The organism is Parabacteroides sp. AD58, assembly GCF_023744375.2.
In the GTDB taxonomy this organism is placed as follows: Bacteria; Bacteroidota; Bacteroidia; order Bacteroidales; family Tannerellaceae; genus Parabacteroides; species Parabacteroides absconsus.
Window position 1 is genome coordinate 272,019 of sequence record NZ_CP146284.1, and the last position, 17,296, is coordinate 289,314.

General features: G+C 39.4%; 16 protein-coding genes. 6 read left to right on the forward strand and 10 right to left on the reverse strand.

All coding sequences use genetic code 11. The annotated features are described in order from the left end of the window. From atpF to atpD, 6 genes are all read right to left on the reverse strand, one after another. On the reverse strand, window positions 1-501 hold the full coding sequence (atpF, locus tag NEE14_RS01080) for a F0F1 ATP synthase subunit B (RefSeq protein WP_251968106.1): 501 nt from the start codon (window positions 499-501) through the stop codon (window positions 1-3). 19 nt (window positions 502-520) lie between these two features. Next, window positions 521-772, reverse strand: coding sequence for an ATP synthase F0 subunit C (atpE, locus tag NEE14_RS01085; protein ID WP_251968107.1), 252 nt, complete (start codon window positions 770-772; stop codon window positions 521-523). A gap of 93 nt (window positions 773-865) precedes the next feature. Then, complete coding sequence (gene atpB, locus NEE14_RS01090) at window positions 866-1,909, reverse strand: F0F1 ATP synthase subunit A (RefSeq protein ID WP_251968108.1); 1,044 nt, start codon at window positions 1,907-1,909, stop codon at window positions 866-868. Then, a complete protein-coding gene (locus NEE14_RS01095) occupies window positions 1,890-2,318 on the reverse strand; it encodes a hypothetical protein (RefSeq protein ID WP_251968109.1) in 429 nt (142 codons plus the stop codon). Before NEE14_RS01095 ends, atpB begins: the two co-directional genes overlap by 20 nt. 8 nt (window positions 2,319-2,326) lie before the next feature. Next, window positions 2,327-2,563, reverse strand: a complete 237-nt coding sequence (locus NEE14_RS01100) for a F0F1 ATP synthase subunit epsilon (RefSeq protein ID WP_251968110.1) — start codon at window positions 2,561-2,563, stop codon at window positions 2,327-2,329. Between the two features lie 5 nt (window positions 2,564-2,568). Then, window positions 2,569-4,086 (reverse strand): F0F1 ATP synthase subunit beta, encoded by a 1,518-nt coding sequence (atpD, locus tag NEE14_RS01105; protein ID WP_251968111.1) that lies wholly within the window; start codon window positions 4,084-4,086, stop codon window positions 2,569-2,571. A gap of 427 nt (window positions 4,087-4,513) precedes the next feature. On the opposite strand from atpD, the gene coaW reads away from it, so the two are divergent. Continuing rightward, window positions 4,514-5,353 carry a type II pantothenate kinase gene (gene coaW / locus NEE14_RS01110; RefSeq protein WP_251968112.1) on the forward strand — a complete coding sequence of 280 codons (840 nt, stop codon included), beginning with the start codon at window positions 4,514-4,516 and terminating at the stop codon, window positions 5,351-5,353. A 78-nt stretch (window positions 5,354-5,431) separates the two neighbouring features. Here coaW and NEE14_RS01115 read toward each other — a convergent pair whose 3' ends face one another. From NEE14_RS01115 to NEE14_RS01125, 3 genes are all read right to left on the reverse strand, one after another. Further along, a complete protein-coding gene (locus NEE14_RS01115) occupies window positions 5,432-6,097 on the reverse strand; it encodes a 3-keto-disaccharide hydrolase (protein ID WP_251968113.1) in 666 nt (221 codons plus the stop codon). A gap of 199 nt (window positions 6,098-6,296) precedes the next feature. Next, window positions 6,297-9,647: a glycoside hydrolase family 2 TIM barrel-domain containing protein gene (locus NEE14_RS01120; protein WP_251968114.1), complete on the reverse strand. Its 3,351-nt coding sequence runs from the start codon at window positions 9,645-9,647 to the stop codon at window positions 6,297-6,299. 73 nt (window positions 9,648-9,720) lie between these two features. Continuing rightward, entirely contained in the window at window positions 9,721-10,278 is a 558-nt protein-coding gene (locus NEE14_RS01125) for a DUF3332 domain-containing protein (protein WP_251968115.1), read from the reverse strand. 91 nt (window positions 10,279-10,369) lie between these two features. Between NEE14_RS01125 and abc-f the strand changes: the two genes are divergently transcribed. The 5 genes from abc-f (at window position 10,370) to NEE14_RS01150 (ending at window position 16,838) form a co-directional block, all read left to right on the forward strand. Then, window positions 10,370-12,304 carry a ribosomal protection-like ABC-F family protein gene (abc-f, locus tag NEE14_RS01130; RefSeq protein ID WP_251968116.1) on the forward strand — a complete coding sequence of 645 codons (1,935 nt, stop codon included), beginning with the start codon at window positions 10,370-10,372 and terminating at the stop codon, window positions 12,302-12,304. A gap of 267 nt (window positions 12,305-12,571) precedes the next feature. Further along, window positions 12,572-13,738 (forward strand): N-acetylglucosamine-6-phosphate deacetylase, encoded by a 1,167-nt coding sequence (gene nagA / locus NEE14_RS01135; protein WP_251968117.1) that lies wholly within the window; start codon window positions 12,572-12,574, stop codon window positions 13,736-13,738. Window positions 13,739-13,783: 45 nt separating this feature from the next. After that, on the forward strand, window positions 13,784-14,944 hold the full coding sequence (nagA, locus tag NEE14_RS01140; protein WP_251968118.1) for an N-acetylglucosamine-6-phosphate deacetylase: 1,161 nt from the start codon (window positions 13,784-13,786) through the stop codon (window positions 14,942-14,944). Window positions 14,945-15,564: 620 nt separating this feature from the next. Then, entirely contained in the window at window positions 15,565-16,098 is a 534-nt protein-coding gene (locus NEE14_RS01145; protein ID WP_251968119.1) for a GtrA family protein, read from the forward strand. An 11-nt stretch (window positions 16,099-16,109) separates the two neighbouring features. Next, a complete protein-coding gene (locus NEE14_RS01150; RefSeq protein ID WP_251968120.1) occupies window positions 16,110-16,838 on the forward strand; it encodes an SDR family NAD(P)-dependent oxidoreductase in 729 nt (242 codons plus the stop codon). A 9-nt stretch (window positions 16,839-16,847) separates the two neighbouring features. Here NEE14_RS01150 and NEE14_RS01155 read toward each other — a convergent pair whose 3' ends face one another. Continuing rightward, on the reverse strand, window positions 16,848-17,237 hold the full coding sequence (locus NEE14_RS01155; RefSeq protein WP_251968121.1) for a GtrA family protein: 390 nt from the start codon (window positions 17,235-17,237) through the stop codon (window positions 16,848-16,850). Window positions 17,238-17,296 lie beyond the last annotated feature (59 nt).

Below are 17,296 nucleotides of genomic sequence, written 5' to 3' on the forward strand. Positions count from 1 at the left end.
TTACGATTTATTGAATGACATTTCATCAAGCATCTTATTGATGATCTCTTCCTGGCTGTTGTCCCGGCTGATTTTCTCTTTCATCACTTTTTCAGCAATGGAAATGGAAAGATCGGTAATTTCCTTACGGACTTCACGGATAGCTTTTTCTTTTTCTTCACGAATCTGACGTGTTGCCTCTTCCATTTGTCTGTTAGTCTCTGCAGCCGCTTTCTGGTGAGCTTCTTCAATGATATGCTCTTTTTCTTTCAAAGCCTCTTTTAGAATGGCATTCTGTTTTTCCTTCGCTTCCGATATGATTCTTTCTCCTTCTTCTTTGATGTTTGTCAGCTGTTCATTGGCTTTACGGGCCGTATTCAGTGATTCCTCGATAAAGGCTTTCCGGTCTTCAATCGCTTTTACGATAACCGGAAAACCATATTTGGAAAGAATGATCAAAACAATACCGAACGAAAGAATCATCCAGAACAGAAGTCCTGAATCCGGTGTTAGTAATGACATATTCTACTATACTTTTGGCTTATTGGAATAATCCGAGGAAACAAACTACGATAGCAAACAGCGCTACACCTTCAACCAAAGCACCCATGATCAACATAGAAGTACGAATGTCACCCGCTGCAGACGGTTGGCGTCCGATAGCTTCAACGGCACCTTTACCGATTAGACCAATACCAATACCTGCTCCGATAGCTGCCAAACCAGCTCCCATTGTTGCACCTAATTTAGCTACACCTGCTGCAGCTGCTTGTAATAAAATTGCTGATAACATAACTTCTTTAGTTTTTAATTTATGAACCTTTAATTTATTTATTCGAAAAAGTAAATCTCCATTGTCTACTCTTTTATGGGTAGAGAGAGAATATTAGTCTTCTACACGCGCCAGTCCGATATAGCAGGCTGATAGAAGAGTAAAGATATAGGCTTGTAAACAAGCCACAAACAATTCAAGGCAATTCATGAAAATACAGAATGCCACAGATACGATTGTCATGCCTAAATTAATTATAACTCCCATTGAAGCTGTAATAAAAATCAGGCAGGTTAAAGCCAAGATAATCGTATGTCCTGCCATGATGTTGGCAAACAAACGGATCATCAATGCAAATGGTTTGGTAAACACGCCAAAGAATTCTACAAATGGCATGATAGGTAACGGACATTTCAGGTAAATAGGAGTATTAGGCCAGAAAATGTCTTTCCAATATCCTTTTGTAGCAAACAGGTTGACCGCAATGAATGTGCATACAGCCAATACCATCGTAATGGTAATATTACCTGTCAGATTGGCTCCTCCGGGGAATATAGGAATAATTCCTAACAGATTATTGATCAATATAAAGAAGAATACTGTCAGCAGATAAGGAGAAAAGAACCGGTAAGACGCACCTGCATTCTTTTTGATGACATCTTCATATATATAATTAATAACCATTTCCATACAGCCTGTCAATCCGCCGGGTGCCTCGCTTGGGTGTTTCTTGTACCATTGGGCGGTCTTCAATATTAACAATGATAATATTGTGCAGCTTAGAAGCAAGCCCCACACATTTTTTGTCATTGAAATATCAATCGGACGAACCACTTCTCCTGAAGGCAGCGTTTCTATTACCTTACCTGTGTAGTCGCCTGTTTGTGCAATAGAAAAACCCTGGTAGCTTTTTCCATCCTGCAAACGAGATGAAAGAAAAACATGCCAACCGTTTTCTTCGCCTTTGACGATGATAGGTAATGGAATAGAAATTTCATGTTCTCCCCATTCTGTAATATGCCATGTATAGGCATCCTGAATATGAGAGAATACAATGTTCTGCACATCAACTTGCCCTTCTGCTTTCAACTGGAAACTTACCAGCAGGATACAGAAGCAAAGCAAGCTTTTCAGATATTTACGGATTTTTCTGTTCATCTTTTTCCCTTTTTTCTCTTTTCATTCTTTTCTTTTCATACAGGTAAATTGTGTATGTTTCCAAAGCAAGATAAATGAAGTAGAATAACATCAGTGTAAACCCAAACGCACGCAATTGAACTCCAATCCAATTGGCATACATCCATAGGAAAATGCAAGCCAGTAAAAATTTACTGCAGCGAACGAGCATAAAGGTCGTTACAGAAACATCTCCATTCTTACGTTTTACTTTGTCGAGGAAATATACCATGGCCAGTGCAGTAAGCCAGTAAAAACAGGGTATCGAAGGATACCATTCGAAATAATGGTCTGGCCAAATAGTATAAAGAAGACCTCCTAATGTGACGCCGATGGCCACATAGATAAACGTAATTAGACCGAAAAGTTTTATTTTTAATCTTCCACTCATGGTTTGAATTATTTTTCTGCACAGACGGTCACTATGTCATTTTCGATCTTGACAAAGCCACTGTCTATGGGTTGTTCATATTCTTTCCCATTTACAAGATATCGAATAATCCCTTTCTGCAGTGCTGTTATTAAAGGAGCATGATGAGGCAATACATCAAAAGAACCATTGATTCCAGGAAATGTAACCGACTCAGATTCTCCTTCAAATAAAACCTTTTCAGGGGTGATAATTCTAACTTTCATTTTCGTTACTTAGCTTGTTGAGCCAATCGTTTACCTTTTTCAATTACATCTTCAATGGTTCCAACATTCAAGAATGCCTGTTCAGGAATATCATCCGTTTCACCATCCATAATCATGTTGAAGCCTCTGATTGTATCTTCAATAGATACCATAACTCCAGGAACACCTGTAAATTGTTCAGCTACAGTAAAAGGCTGGGAGAGGAATCGCTGAACACGACGAGCCCGGTTGACAATTTGCCGGTCTTCGTCAGAAAGTTCTTCCATACCCAAAATGGAAATAATATCTTGTAATTCTTTATTGCGTTCCAAGATTTGCTTTACCCGTTGAGCACATTCGTAATGTTCTTTACCAACTACCAAAGGATCAAGAATACGGGATGTTGATTCCAATGGGTCAACTGCCGGGTAAATACCTAATTCTGTAATTTTTCTACTCAACACCGTTGTTGCATCCAAGTGAGTAAATGTTGTTGCCGGAGCCGGGTCAGTTAAGTCATCGGCAGGTACATATACAGCCTGTACTGAGGTAATAGAACCTTTTTTCGTTGAAGTAATACGTTCCTGCATAGCTCCCATTTCGGTAGCCAGCGTCGGTTGGTAACCTACAGCAGATGGCATTCGGCCCAACAGCGCGGAAACTTCAGAACCTGCCTGAGTGAATCGGAAGATATTATCAATGAAGAACAAAATATCTTTAGATTCTCCTTCTTTTGATAAATCACGGAATGATTCTGCGATAGTCAATCCTGATAAGGCAACGGAAGAACGTGCTCCAGGAGGTTCATTCATCTGTCCGAACACAAGCGTTGCTTGTGATTTAGCGAGTTCTTTGTGATCGATTTTTGACAAATCCCACTTTCCGGCTTCCATGCTTTTCTTGAACTCTTCTCCGTAGCGGATGACTCCTGATTGAATCATTTCACGCAGTAAGTCGTTACCTTCACGGGTTCGTTCCCCAACACCAGCGAAAACAGAAAAACCATTGTTCTTTTTGGCAATGTTATTGATCAGTTCCATGATCAACACTGTTTTTCCTACACCGGCACCACCAAACAAACCGATTTTACCACCTTTCAGATAAGGTTCCAACAGGTCGATCACTTTAATTCCTGTGTAAAGAACTTCTTTGCTGGTAGTTAATTCTTCGAATTTGGGAGGTTCACGGTGGATTGGAAATGCTCCTTTGTGATCAAGTTCCTCCATTCCGTCAATTGCATTTCCCGTGACATTAAGCAAGCGCCCTTTCACTTGATCGCCAACTGGCATCGTGATAGGTGAACCTAATGCAACGACTTCCATCCCTCTTTTTAGTCCGTCTGTCGAATCCATGGCAACTGTACGAACGGTATTTTCACCAATATGTTGTTGTACTTCAACAATTAGCTTTTTCCCGTTCTGGCGGGTTATTTCCATGGCGTCGTGGATATGAGGGAGTACGATTGGAGTATCCGACGTCTTGTCGAAATGAACGTCCACGACTGGACCGATAACCTGTAAAATAAAACCTTTTATTTCTCCCATTAGTTTTTGCCTTTTAATTACAGCTGCAATATTACAAAAGATATAGTTTGCTTTTTCGAATGAGTTATTTTTTTTGTCTTTTTGTAATATGTTAAACATTCTTCCTGGCTTAAATAGAGAAAAAATGACCAATTGATTTTGAAAATAAACCAATTGAGCCGTTTTTACTATAAATATGTAATTGTCGGAAATACAAGGTCTCATCTCATTTTTACCTTTCTCTGGAGCAAAAATAGAAGAATTGTTTTCGTTTGTTAAACCATAATTGACTAAAATATATTTCTTTTGGGAGTATAAAAAAGTCGACTATTTACTATTGTGTTTATCTATCGATAGTAATTTACTCACAGAGAAAAAGGTCTTTATGTAAAGTTGATTTGTATTTTATGTAGAAAGACTGTACTTTTGAAAGTAAAAATAACAGATTATGAGTGTGGTTATTGGTATAGATGTTGGTGGCAGCACAACGAAAGTCGTAGGAATCCGTAATAAACAAATATGTAACCCTCTGTTTGTTAGGGCAACAGATCCGGTGGCTTCATTGTTTGGAGCTTTGGGTAAATATTTATATGATAATGGCATGCCTTTAGAAAAAGTAGAGAAAATAATTCTTACAGGAGTAGGAAGTGCCTATATTACCCAACCGTTGTATGGATTGCCGACGGCGCGTGTTGACGAGTTTTTAGCAAATGGTTTGGGTGCTCAATATATGACTAATTTGGATAAGCTGATAGTTGTCAGTATGGGTACAGGAACTTCGTTTGTCAGAGTTGATGGAAATGATGTCCGTCATATAGGTGGTATTGGTATTGGTGGTGGAACAATCTTGGGATTGTCCCGTTTATTACTGAAGACACAGGATTTCAAGCAAATCATTGATTTGGCACAACAGGGATCTATATCTTCTATTGATTTACAGATTCAGGATATTTGCAATCGTCCGCTGCCGGGTTTACCGTTGGATGCAACGGCTTCTATATTTGGAAAGGCTGCAGCGAATGCCGCTTTGGAAGATATTGCAGCCGGTATTGTTCATATGGTATTACAAAGTATAGGTCAGGCTGCTATCTTGTCTTCTTTAAATTCAGATGTAAATGATTTTGTATTGATCGGTAATTTAACGCGTATGCCGCAATGCGCAGAGACATTCCCTAATCTGGAAAAGATGTTTGGTAAAAGATTTCTTATTCCCAAATATGCAGAATACCGGACAGCCATTGGAGCTGCTCTCTCTTACATTCGAAATCATACTTGTGATGATATATAAGAATTAATAAGCTCGCTTGCATCAATTCATATTCGGAAAATTGAGCAAGCGAGTTTTATTAGAAATACAATGCTGATGTCAATCGAGTGTACGGATATCCATATTCCGGAACCATATTAAAGCATCACCATGTTTACCTTGTAATCCGATATATCCTTTCGTTGGAAGTTCTGCAAATGGTTTTGGAAGCCAGCTTGGAATTTTGCTTCCGTCTGGATTGACTGTTCCTGATGTCCATTTACTCATATCCATTTCTGTAACTAATTCTCCATTGAGTTCTACTGTAATGTGCTGGCCTTCGCATTTGATACGCATGCGATTCCATTCACCTGGACGTTTTACAACCCGGTCTCTTTTAGCAGGAAGATGCCCATAGATAGCAGCTGAACGGGCGTAAGGCTGATCATTTGCCCATTTTTCACAATAATCATCTGCAATCTGTATTTCTACAGAGTTTGGTATCCAGTCATTGATGTCAGTGCAATATACTACGACACCACTGTTTGTCCCTACGTCTGTTTTAAATTCCAGATCCAGCTCGAAGTTTTCGTATTGTGTTTTTGTCCAAATGGATTCATCTTTGGTTGCAGATAAGACTCCGTCTTTCATGCTCCATACTTTAGGATCATAAGTTGCGTCTTCCAGGTTGTTACCAAACAGAGGTTTCCATTTACCTTGTGTTTCTGCATTGGACGGCAGAAATGAGATACAGCATAGGCATGCTGCCATTAAAAACTTTTTCATAATGCTTTAATTGAAATTAGATTATATAAGTTGTTTCTACAATATGTTCAAATGTAAGAATTAATCTTAAATCTAAAGTGTCTAGCTGGGTATTATTTAACGTAATTAAAGGAAGAATAGAGAAAATATAAGCCGCAACCTGTATCTGGTATATCAGAGTACTGGTTGCGGCTCTATAGATTGAAAAGATTTATTAGGGTTATTCAGGAATAATCGTGAATCCCCATTGATAATCCTTGTTCGCTGGTAAAGTATATTGTGGTTCCGGACGTGCGCCCCAGCTGTCATAACCACCTACACCTTGTTGTTTTAAATCAATGCAAACTTCTACATAATTACGGGGTGTGACATCGTTGATGTGATGCTGGCGGCGTAGAACGTCTTTCGCTGCTGCTTCATCGTGATTGGCAATCTGTTCAGGAGTGAAATTGCTCCACTGACGAGGTAGATTGACCTGTTCTTCATCATCGAAATCTTCGATAGAATTACGTAATGCATTGAATTCGATCAGTTCGTCAGCTACAATTTTAAGACCTTTTCCCTTGTTTGAACTAACAGAAACCCAACGGGTATCTGTATGATGACCGTTTTCTTGTGGACGAACGTAAGGAAAATACAAATCTTCAGCAGTAGATTTGTAAAGACCTACTAATGTTCCGGCTTTGCGATCCCAGTAGTTCTCTTCTGGTCCACGACCGAAATATTCTACTTGATTCATTGTTGCCGGCACACGGAAGCGAACACCTATTCTCGGAACAGTCAGCTTTGATGCTTCCTTACGGGCAGCATCTCGTCCCGGAGTAAATGTAGCTGTACGGGTTGCTTCCGAAACTTCAGTTTCAGCTTCGTTCATTTCTGTAGAAGTGAAATGTGCTGCAACATGTACGGCTCCACTTGGATAGATGGTATAATCAACAATGTACAGATTACCTGCTGGTAATAGATAATTGATAGTCATAATGGCATTCTTTCCATCCATCTTGACGGTCGCATCTGATACATCAAAGTTTTTACTGCTCTGCTTCCATATTTGTTCACGTTTAGGTTGACCATTCCCGTAATCATTATCGGTAGGACCACGCCAGAAGTTCGGTTGTAAGCCAAACCCTTCGCTGAAGTATTCAGTTGATCCTACTTTATAGGATGAAACTAAACCAGTCTTCTTGTTGAATACAAAGTTGACTTTCGAAGAAGAAGCAACGAGCTCGTCTCCGTTTTCACTGACTGATAATGCCGGGCCTGATGTTTTGATATCAGATTTTATAGGTTCAATCGGCAAGCGGAACTGTTCGCTGGCAATTTCATGTCCTTGTGGTATCAAACCTTCAGGCTGAACTGTTATAACGCTGAAGTTTACGAAATACTCAGTATCTTTTTGAGGTTTCAATCCGGCTATGTTCACTTGCAGTTCCTTAGATGTTTGCGGAGCAATGTCCAAAGAAACTTTTCCATGTCTGACAACTTTACCATTAGCCATAATGGTATAAGTAATCATATAGTCTTTCAGGTTTTTGAAGTAGTATCGGTTAAATATTTCAAAGGTACCATTGGCTAGGTCTTTTGCCGTGATGGCAACGTCTTGGTAAACATATTTTACTTCTGCCATTGCCGGATGAGGAGTTCTGTCCGGACCGACAATACCATTGCATAAGAAGTTTCCGTCGCTGGGCGCATTTACACCGTAATCTCCTCCGTAGGTATAATAAGGACGACCGTTTGCATCTTTCTCAAGGAATCCCTGATCCACCCAGTCCCAGATATAACCTCCCTGGAGATTCGGATATTTATAGATGGCATTCCATTGGTCCAGCAAGCTTCCTGTTGAATTACCCATGGCATGTGCATATTCAGAAGGAACAACCGGACGGTCACTTCCTTTTTGTCCGATTTCTTCAAACCAGCTGGCTCCCGGGTACTGAGGTACATACATGTCTGTATTCCATTCCCACAAAGCCCGTTCGTAATTGACCGGACGATTCATTCCGTCTTTTTCCTTATTCTTAATATACAGATAAGTCTGATAGAAATTATACCCGTTTCCGGCTTCATTACCTAATGACCAGAAGGTTACGCTCGGATAGTTCTTATTCCTCTCATACATGTTGATTGTTCTGTCCATGTGCGGTTTGAGCCATTCTGGATTATTACCTAAGGTTCCACCTTTGCTCAAACTATAATACATACCGTGTGATTCGATGTTGGCTTCATCATAAACATAGAGCCCGTATTCATCACACAATTCATAGAATTTCCGGTCTTGCGGGTAATGGCACAAACGGACAGAATTGATGTTATGCTTTTTCATCAATTCAAAGTCTTTGCGCATCAATTCTACAGGTACATAGTGTCCGGTCTCCGGATTATGCTCGTGAATATTAACTCCTTTGAATTTAACCGGCTGTCCGTTAACCAGAAATACGGTATAAGGTTTCCCATTCCCGGCTAATTCTTTTGTCTGTTTCATTTCGAAGCGACGGAAACCAACATGATAAGGAACGACTTCTACGGTTTTGTCTCCGTCTTTAATGGTCATCACCATTTTATAAAGATTCGGAATTTCTGCAGTCCATGTAGCGACATCCGGAATGGTTGTTTCAAAAGAAGCTGCAGAATTTACTGCCGGACTGACCCAAAGATTCTTGCATTCGGTAGCAATGGTTTTGCCACTGTTGTCAATCAACTCGTAAGAAATAGTCAGATTCTTTGCTTTTTCTTCATGATTTTTCAGGTCAATAGCCAGCTTGAAGATACCTGTTTTGTAGGTATCGTCGAGTGTTGAGATTACCCGGAAGTCTTGAATAGCCGTTTTAGGCTGAGACCATAAGTAGACATCGCGTTCGATACCGCTCACACGCCAGAAGTCCTGGCATTCCAGATAAGAACCCGTGCTCCAACGGAAGATTTTTAAGGTAAGAACATTCTTTCCGGGTTTCAGATATTTGTTGATCAGAAATTCTGCCGGATTTTTGGAATCTTCGCTATAACCAACTTCCTGTCCGTTTACATAAACATACGTTCCTGATTTAGCTCCTCCGATATGTAAGTAGATATCTCGCCCGTCCCAGTCTGACGGAATTTCAATATCCCGACGATAGACTCCAACCGGATTCTCTTCGGGTAATAACGGTGGCTGGGGATTACGAGGTTTGAATTCATATCCATGATTGGTGTAAATGGCAACGCCAAAACCTTGTCGTTCCCAGTTTCCCGGCACTTGAATATCATTCCAGCTGTCTGTACTAATGGATGGATCCGTAATATTTGCCGGTAATTCTTTATATGAATTGACGAAATAGAATTTCCATGTTCCGTTCAGTAGTTGGTAGTACGGACTTTTTTCGTACGCTAAGCTAAGTGCTGTTGCCTTGTCGGAATATGTCATAAAGGCACTTCTCGGAGCTTCTTTATTGACTGATACGGTTTGGATATCTTGCCAGTAAGGCAAATTTAATGATGTTGCTGAGTTTTCTGCATAGATATGTCCAGATCCGGTGATACTGCTGCAGCCTAATACTCCACACAATAAAACTGTCTTAATGATATATTTCATAAGTAAAAAATAAAAAACACAAACTTATCTTTCTTCTAGGATAAGTTTGTGTTGTGTGTTAATAATACATAAGTTAACGAGCAGCGTAATAAGTATAATTCTGTGCTACTTCTTGGAAAGCAAGAACGCCAGCCTGACTTAATTCGACATTCATTTCCTGTCCATTGGGCAAGTACATGACAACATCGTTAGTTCCGTCAAATTTCAGCAGCTTATGTAATTCGCCATCTGATTTTACGCTCCAGCTTTCGTCTTGACTATTGTAAACCAAATCGACAGCCTGGCCTTCTTCACCCGCTTTTTCGATATGATAACCGTCAGCTTTGGTTTCAACAGTGTAAGTACCGTTTTCCGTTTCTACGTTTTTGATGCTTCCGGCATCAGCAACAGGTGAACTTCCTGACCAGAATTCAATTGAGTTGAGTATCAGAATATCTGAAAGAATAGAAATTTCATAAACAGGAATGATATGAAATGCGATAAAAACAAGTTCGTTTACGAATTTGCTGTTGATGCTTTGATTCCAACTCAATAATTTGTTCGTGAGTCCGAATGAGCCAATACAAGAAGTGAATGTTATGCTGCCTGCCAGGGTGGCAGCTACAGCTAATGTGAGACTTTTTTTCTTCATGATATTACTAATTTAGAATGATAATCTGTTGCGAAGATAAAAAAAACTTTGAACTGTTGTATCTTTGCACACACATTTAAAGAAAATAATTATGATTTCAGTTGAAGGTTTACGTGTAGAATTTGGAGGTTTTACTTTATTTGATGATGTCTCTTTTGTGGTCAATAAAAAAGACAGGATTGCTTTGGTTGGTAAGAATGGTGCCGGAAAATCAACAATGTTGAAGATTCTTGCCGGATTGCAGTCTCCTACAAGTGGTGTTGTCAGTATTCCCAAAGAAACTACTATCGGATATTTACCGCAGCAAATGCAACTGAAAGATACGCGGACCGTGCGTGAAGAAGCGGAGCTCGCTTTTGACCATATTCATGATATGGAGCGTGAAATCAATGCATTGAATGAGCAATTAGCAGAGCGAACGGATTATGATTCAGAAGCCTACCATAAGATTATTGATAAAGTAACTCATTTGTCGGAGCAGTTCCAAATGATAGGGGGGAATAATTATCATGCTGAATTGGAAAGAACTCTGTTGGGATTGGGATTTATGCGTGAGGATTTTGACCGTCCGACAAGTGAATTCAGTGGAGGCTGGCGCATGCGAATTGAGTTGGCAAAGCTGTTGCTCAGACGTCCGGATGTATTGTTGCTGGATGAGCCGACCAATCATTTGGATATCGAATCTATTCAGTGGTTGGAAAATTTTATAGCAACACGGGCAAATGCCGTGATCCTTGTTTCGCACGATAGGGCTTTTATTGATAACACGACTTCACGGACGATAGAAATTGAATTGGGACATATATATGATTATAAGGTGAAATATTCAGATTATGTCACTTTACGCAAAGAACGTCGTGAACAACAGCTCCGGGCCTATGAGAATCAGCAGAAAAAACTGGCCGATACAGAGGCCTTTATTGAAAGGTTCCGGTATAAAGCGACTAAGTCTACACAAGTACAGTCACGAATCAAACAGCTGGAAAAAATCGAGCGGATAGAAGTGGATGAAGTTGATACAGCTATGCTGAATCTGAAATTTCCTCCAGCACCTCATTCGGGCTCTTATCCGGTAATTGCAGAAGAAGTTTCAAAGCGTTATGGAGATCATCTTGTATTTGAACATGTTAATCTGACAATTAAGCGTGGAGAAAAAGTAGCCTTCGTCGGGAAAAATGGAGAAGGTAAATCTACCTTGGTGAAATGTATCATGAATGAAATCCCGTTTGAGGGTTCATTGAAACTGGGACATGGGGTTAAGATTGGCTATTTTGCCCAAAATCAGGCTCAGCTGCTGGATGATAATCTGACCGTGTTTGATACGATCGATTATGTAGCCCAGGGAGATATCCGGACAAAAATCAGGGATATACTGGGGGCTTTCATGTTTGGCGGAGAGGCTTCTGAAAAGAAAGTCGCTGTTTTGTCGGGAGGCGAGCGTAGCCGATTAGCGATGATCCGTTTGTTACTCGAACCTGTCAATTTACTGATTCTGGATGAACCGACGAACCATTTGGATATGCGGTCGAAAGACGTACTGAAAAATGCCTTGAAAGATTTTGATGGTACTGTCATTGTTGTATCTCATGATCGAGATTTTTTGGATGGTCTGGTTGAAAAAGTATATGAATTTGGAAATAAGCGAGTAGTAGAACATTTAGGCGGTATTTATGATTTCCTGGAACGAAAAAAGATGCAGAATTTGCAGGAATTGGAAATCTCAAATAAAAAAACAAATGAGCCGGCTGAAAGTGAAGGACCTACACAGAATAAACTTTCGTATGAAGCTCGGAAAGAATTGAATAAGGCTGTTAAGAAACAGGAAAAACTCATCGCTGAGCTGGAAAAGAAAATAGAAGAACTGGAAACATCGATTGCAGAATTAGAGGCGAAATTGGCAACACCGGAGGGCGCTTCGGATACAGAACTTTATACGCAATATGCCGATTTGAAAAAATCTCTTTCTGAAACGATGGATCAATGGACAGAGCAGACAATGGCTCTTGAAGAAATGCAAAAAGCCTGATTGAGGAGAAATAGTCAGTTCTATAATTAAAACTATAGGGAATCGGAAATGGAATTCGTTAAAATCATTTTCGATTCCCTATAGTTTTATTTTTATGTATTGTATATCCGAAATGTATCATAACTATAAACAAAAATAAGAGGTGTTTGAAAAAATATATGTGTCTTTTGTGTTATTTTTAAGGAAACAGATATAGAGTACGGATGTTTTTTATAATTTTGTATGATTTTGTAGGAATAACACACAAAACTAAAAATATAATATGCTATGTTGACGCAAATTATAAATGGTAAAATCCTTACCCCACAGGGCTGGCTAAAAGACGGCTCTGTGTTAATGCAGGATAATAAGATTCTGGAAGTGACAAATTGCGATCTGGCAATTGTAGGCGCCAAATTGATTGATGCAAAAGGCATGTATATAGTTCCGGGTGGAGTGGAAATACATGTACATGGTGGTGGCGGTCGTGACTTTATGGAAGGTTCTGAAGATGCCTTTCGTGCTGCTGTTCACGCACATATGGTGCATGGAACTACTTCTATATTTCCAACGCTGTCTTCTTCTACCATTCCAATGATTCGTGCTGCAGCTGCAACAACCGAGAAGTTGATGGCGGAACCGGATAGTCCGGTATTAGGTTTGCATTTGGAAGGGCATTATTTTAATCTGAAAATGGCCGGAGGTCAGATGCCTGAAAATATTAAAAATCCGGATCCTGAAGAATATATCCCATTGCTTGAAGAAACACATTGTATTAAGCGTTGGGATGCTGCTCCGGAGCTTCCGGGAGCTATGCAGTTCGGAAAATATATTACCTCGAAAGGTGTTTTGGCTGCTGTAGGTCATACGCAGGCCGAATACGAAGACATCCGTACTGCTTATGAAGTCGGTTATTCTCATGCAACCCATTTCTATAATGCAATGCCGGGTTTCCATAAACGGAGAGAATATAAATATGAGGGTACTGTTGAAAGTATCTATTTGATTGATGACATGACTGTTGAAGTTGTTGCTGATGGTATTCATGTGCCGCCAACTATTCTTCGTCTGGTTTATAAGATAAAAGGAGTTGAACGAACTTGTCTGATTACGGATGCTTTGGCTTGTGCAGCCAGTGATAGTCAAGTAGCTTTTGATCCGCGTGTTATCATTGAGGATGGGGTTTGTAAATTGGCTGACCGTTCTGCTTTGGCAGGTAGTATAGCAACGATGGACCGTTTAATCCGTACGATGGTTCAAAAAGCTGATATACCTTTGGCTGATGCTGTACGGATGGCTTCTGAAACACCAGCCCGCATTATGGGTGTTTATGATCGCAAGGGCTCATTGCAGCGTGGAAAGGATGCTGATATCATGGTACTTGACAAGGATTTGAATGTTCGGGCTGTCTGGGCAATGGGTAAATTAGTAGACGGAACCAATAAGTTGTTCTAATCTCGATGTGAAAAACGGCAAGAGGCTAATTAAAAACGAAAAGTTATGTTGACACAAATTATAAATGGGAGGATTTTAACTCCGCAAGGTTGGTTGGAAGATGGTTCTGTCTTAATTTCTGATGGAAAAATCTTAGAAGTAACCAATAGTGATCTGGCAGTTATAGGAGCCAAGGTAATAGATGCAAAGGGAATGTATATAGTACCAGGTTTTGTTGCCATGCATGTACATGGTGGCGGTGGCCATGACTTTAAAGATGGTACTGAAGAAGCTTTTCAGGCAGCGGTCAGTGCTCATTTAAAGCATGGTGCAACATCTGTTATTCCAACGCTTTCAGCTTCATCTGCAGATGAAATTCGTCGGGCAGGTGCTGTCTGCGAAAGTATGATGGCACAGCATGGTGCGGTTCAGGGTTTACATTTGGAAGGCCCTTACTTGAACCGTAAAATGGCGGGAGCTTTATTTGCAGATTCTGTGAAAGATTTAGATAAGGATGAATATCGCTCCATATTAGACGATGTCAAATGTATCAAACGATGGGATATAAGTCCGGAGCTGGAAGGCGCCATGGATTTTGCTCAATATGTAAAATCTAAAGGTTTACTGCTGGCTGTCACACATACGGAAGCTGAATATGATTTAATCAAAGCGGCTTATGAAGCTGGCTTTACCCATGCTGCTCACTTCTATAATGCGATGCCGGGATTTCATAAGCGTCGTGAATATAAATACGAGGGGACAGTCGAAAGTGTATATTTAATGGATAACATGACAGTCGAAGTGATTGCCGATGGCATGCATCTTCCGTCTACAATCTTGCGACTTGTCTATAAGCTTAAGGGAGTTGAAAAGACTTGTCTTGTAACAGACGCTGTATCATATACTGCTTGTCCGAATCCACAGGTGGATCCTCGCTTCGTTATTGAAGATGGTGTCTGCAAATTGGCTGATCATTCTTCTTTGGCAGGTAGTCTGGCAACGATGGACGATTTAGTTCGGACGATGGTTCAGAAGGCTGATATTCCTTTAGCCGACGCAATACGCATGGCTTCAGAAACACCGGCTCGATTAATCGGAATTTCAGATAAAAAGGGATCATTGGCTCGTGGAAAGGATGCTGATATATTGGTTCTTGACCGGAAGTTGAGAGTCAGATGTGTATGGTCTATGGGCTATGAAGTTCCAGGTACCAATACATTGGCGTGAGATGTTTATTTGAAATACAATTTTAAGCAATCTTCGATGCCTGTTGAAGAATGACTTTGTAAAAAAGTGTATTCTTGTTTAAGAATGTATTGATTTTTGGATTGCATATTTATTACATATAAAAACTATGTTAAATTCATGGGAAAAAGATAGACTTTTATGTGCTGTATAACATAAAATCTCTATATTTGCACTGTGTTTTTCATGGTATTAGATTTAAGGTTAACAATGGAGATTGGTTGTCGTGAGACAACCTTTTTCTTTTTATAATGACTACTCAATAGTTATTTCTTGTGTTGTAATTTTTCCCCTTTATTTAGCTCCCTGTCAAAAGGTTTCTATATGATAAATAATGTTAATACGCATGTTTTTTATGACTATGGTTGTGCTATATAACATAAAATCCCTATATTTGCACCGTGTTTTTCATGGTATTAGATTTAAGGTTAACAATGGAAATTGGTTGTCGTGAGACAACCTTTTCTTTTATATGGAATACCGTTGTTTAGCTTTATAGAAGGAAATTCCGTGGTTACAATTAAATCTTTTCGTCATTTCTATCAGAAAATTGGGGAATAGGTTCTAATTTTACAGGATTTATTGACTTAAAAATAAATTTCATGTCTGATTGGATAAAAGGAGTAGTGAAGAAAATTTGCAAGAAAGATGGTTTCTTTACTTTTATGCGGGCTCAGTTTACATCCCAAATATCAAGTGCTACTGATTTTCTTGTTACCATAGTATTGGCCAAGCTGTTTGATATATATTATGTATTGGCTACAAGTATGGGATCTGTAGCAGGAGGAATTGTAAATTGTACGATTAATTATTATTGGACATTCAAGAGCAAAGAGTGTAAAAAGAAATATGTTCTTATCAAATATACATTGGTATGGATTGGCAGCATTTGTCTGAATACATGGGGTGTTTATTGGTTGACTGAATCCATCCAGCGCGTTCCCTGGGTACAAGAAACATTGGCTCATTTTTTTGATAATATATTTATTGTAAGCAAGGTGATTGTATCTTTATTGGTTGGTTGGTTTTGGAATTATAATTTGCATCGGACGTTTGTTTATAAGGACTGTAAAATCAGAAGACCTCTTCGAAAGAAAAAAAGCCTGATAGTAGATACTGAAATAGAAGAACTATAAAATCTATTCGCATGAAACGCATCATAATTGTTGGAGCAACATCTGGAATTGGTCGGGAGATCGCTTGTCTTTTTGCAAAAGAAGGTTGGGTTGTGGGTGTTGCAGGCCGCAGAATAAATAAGCTGATTGAACTTCAGAAGTTATATCCTGAACAAATTCATACTGAAATGATTGATGTTACCTTAGACTCAGCACCTCAAAATTTAAACCGGTTAATTGCTGCGTGTGGAGGAATGGATGTGTATTTTCATGTATCGGGAATTGGACAGCAAAATTATCATTTGGATCCAACGATCGAGTTAGCGACTCTGCAGACTAATGGAGATGGATTTGTCCGTATGATCACTGCGGCGTGGTCATATTTTCGTAACGAGGGAAAAGGGCATATAGCTGTAGTCAGTTCGATTGCTGGAACGAAAGGGTTAGGAGCTGCTCCAGCTTATTCTGCTACTAAATGCTTTCAAAATTGTTATGTGGATGCATTGGCCCAATTAGCCCATATGAATCATTTGTCAATTTATTTTACTGATATCCGTCCGGGCTTTGTTGCTACTGATTTACTGGCAGACGGAAAGAAGTATCCTTTATTGATGCGGAAAGAGAAAGTGGCAAAATTGATTATGAATGCTGTTGTCAAACGTAAGCGCCGAGTGATAATAGACTGGAAATATGTTGTTATAGTATTCTTTTGGCGTCTGATCCCTGAATTTATTTGGGAGCGACTTTCTATTCGAAATTAGATTGAACTTTTATGCTTGCCTGGAACGGAATGTTATCTTTTTATTCATAAGGAAGTTTACAAATCCATAAATGAAAAGTCCGATGAATTGAGATATGTATTCATTCCATTTTAATAATTCAACCATCCATAATAAAAAGACAAATTGGGATCCGTAAGCGCAGATAAAGGCTAATAAAAACAAAAGAGCCTGCTGGAAATAATTCCCTTTGCCAGAATGAAAAATCCAAAATTTACTCCAGAAAAAATTATTAAGCAATGCAGCTACATAGCCTGTCACATTGGATGCTATATAGTTGAAATGCAGTATATCCATCATCAGCCAAACTACTAAAGCGGTAATAAAAGCATTCAATGTGCCGATGATAATGAAACGAAATATTTGTTGAGAATTTTTCATCAATCCATAAATTTCACTGCAAATATAATCAAAAGATTAGCCTAACCCGAAAAATATCT

Excerpts from the sequence above, each read along its gene's own strand:
- atpF (WP_251968106.1), bottom strand. The coding sequence starts at position 501 with ATGTCATTACTAACACCGGATTCAGGACTTCTGTTCTGGATGATTCTT.
- atpE (WP_251968107.1), bottom strand. The coding sequence starts at position 772 with ATGTTATCAGCAATTTTATTACAAGCAGCTGCAGCAGGTGTAGCTAAA.
- atpB (WP_251968108.1), bottom strand. The coding sequence starts at position 1,909 with ATGAACAGAAAAATCCGTAAATATCTGAAAAGCTTGCTTTGCTTCTGT.
- NEE14_RS01095 (WP_251968109.1), bottom strand. The coding sequence starts at position 2,318 with ATGAGTGGAAGATTAAAAATAAAACTTTTCGGTCTAATTACGTTTATC.
- NEE14_RS01100 (WP_251968110.1), bottom strand. The coding sequence starts at position 2,563 with ATGAAAGTTAGAATTATCACCCCTGAAAAGGTTTTATTTGAAGGAGAA.
- atpD (WP_251968111.1), bottom strand. The coding sequence starts at position 4,086 with ATGGGAGAAATAAAAGGTTTTATTTTACAGGTTATCGGTCCAGTCGTG.
- coaW (WP_251968112.1), top strand. The coding sequence starts at position 4,514 with ATGAGTGTGGTTATTGGTATAGATGTTGGTGGCAGCACAACGAAAGTC.
- NEE14_RS01115 (WP_251968113.1), bottom strand. The coding sequence starts at position 6,097 with ATGAAAAAGTTTTTAATGGCAGCATGCCTATGCTGTATCTCATTTCTG.
- NEE14_RS01120 (WP_251968114.1), bottom strand. The coding sequence starts at position 9,647 with ATGAAATATATCATTAAGACAGTTTTATTGTGTGGAGTATTAGGCTGC.
- NEE14_RS01125 (WP_251968115.1), bottom strand. The coding sequence starts at position 10,278 with ATGAAGAAAAAAAGTCTCACATTAGCTGTAGCTGCCACCCTGGCAGGC.
- abc-f (WP_251968116.1), top strand. The coding sequence starts at position 10,370 with ATGATTTCAGTTGAAGGTTTACGTGTAGAATTTGGAGGTTTTACTTTA.
- nagA (WP_251968117.1), top strand. The coding sequence starts at position 12,572 with ATGTTGACGCAAATTATAAATGGTAAAATCCTTACCCCACAGGGCTGG.
- nagA (WP_251968118.1), top strand. The coding sequence starts at position 13,784 with ATGTTGACACAAATTATAAATGGGAGGATTTTAACTCCGCAAGGTTGG.
- NEE14_RS01145 (WP_251968119.1), top strand. The coding sequence starts at position 15,565 with ATGTCTGATTGGATAAAAGGAGTAGTGAAGAAAATTTGCAAGAAAGAT.
- NEE14_RS01150 (WP_251968120.1), top strand. The coding sequence starts at position 16,110 with ATGAAACGCATCATAATTGTTGGAGCAACATCTGGAATTGGTCGGGAG.
- NEE14_RS01155 (WP_251968121.1), bottom strand. The coding sequence starts at position 17,237 with ATGAAAAATTCTCAACAAATATTTCGTTTCATTATCATCGGCACATTG.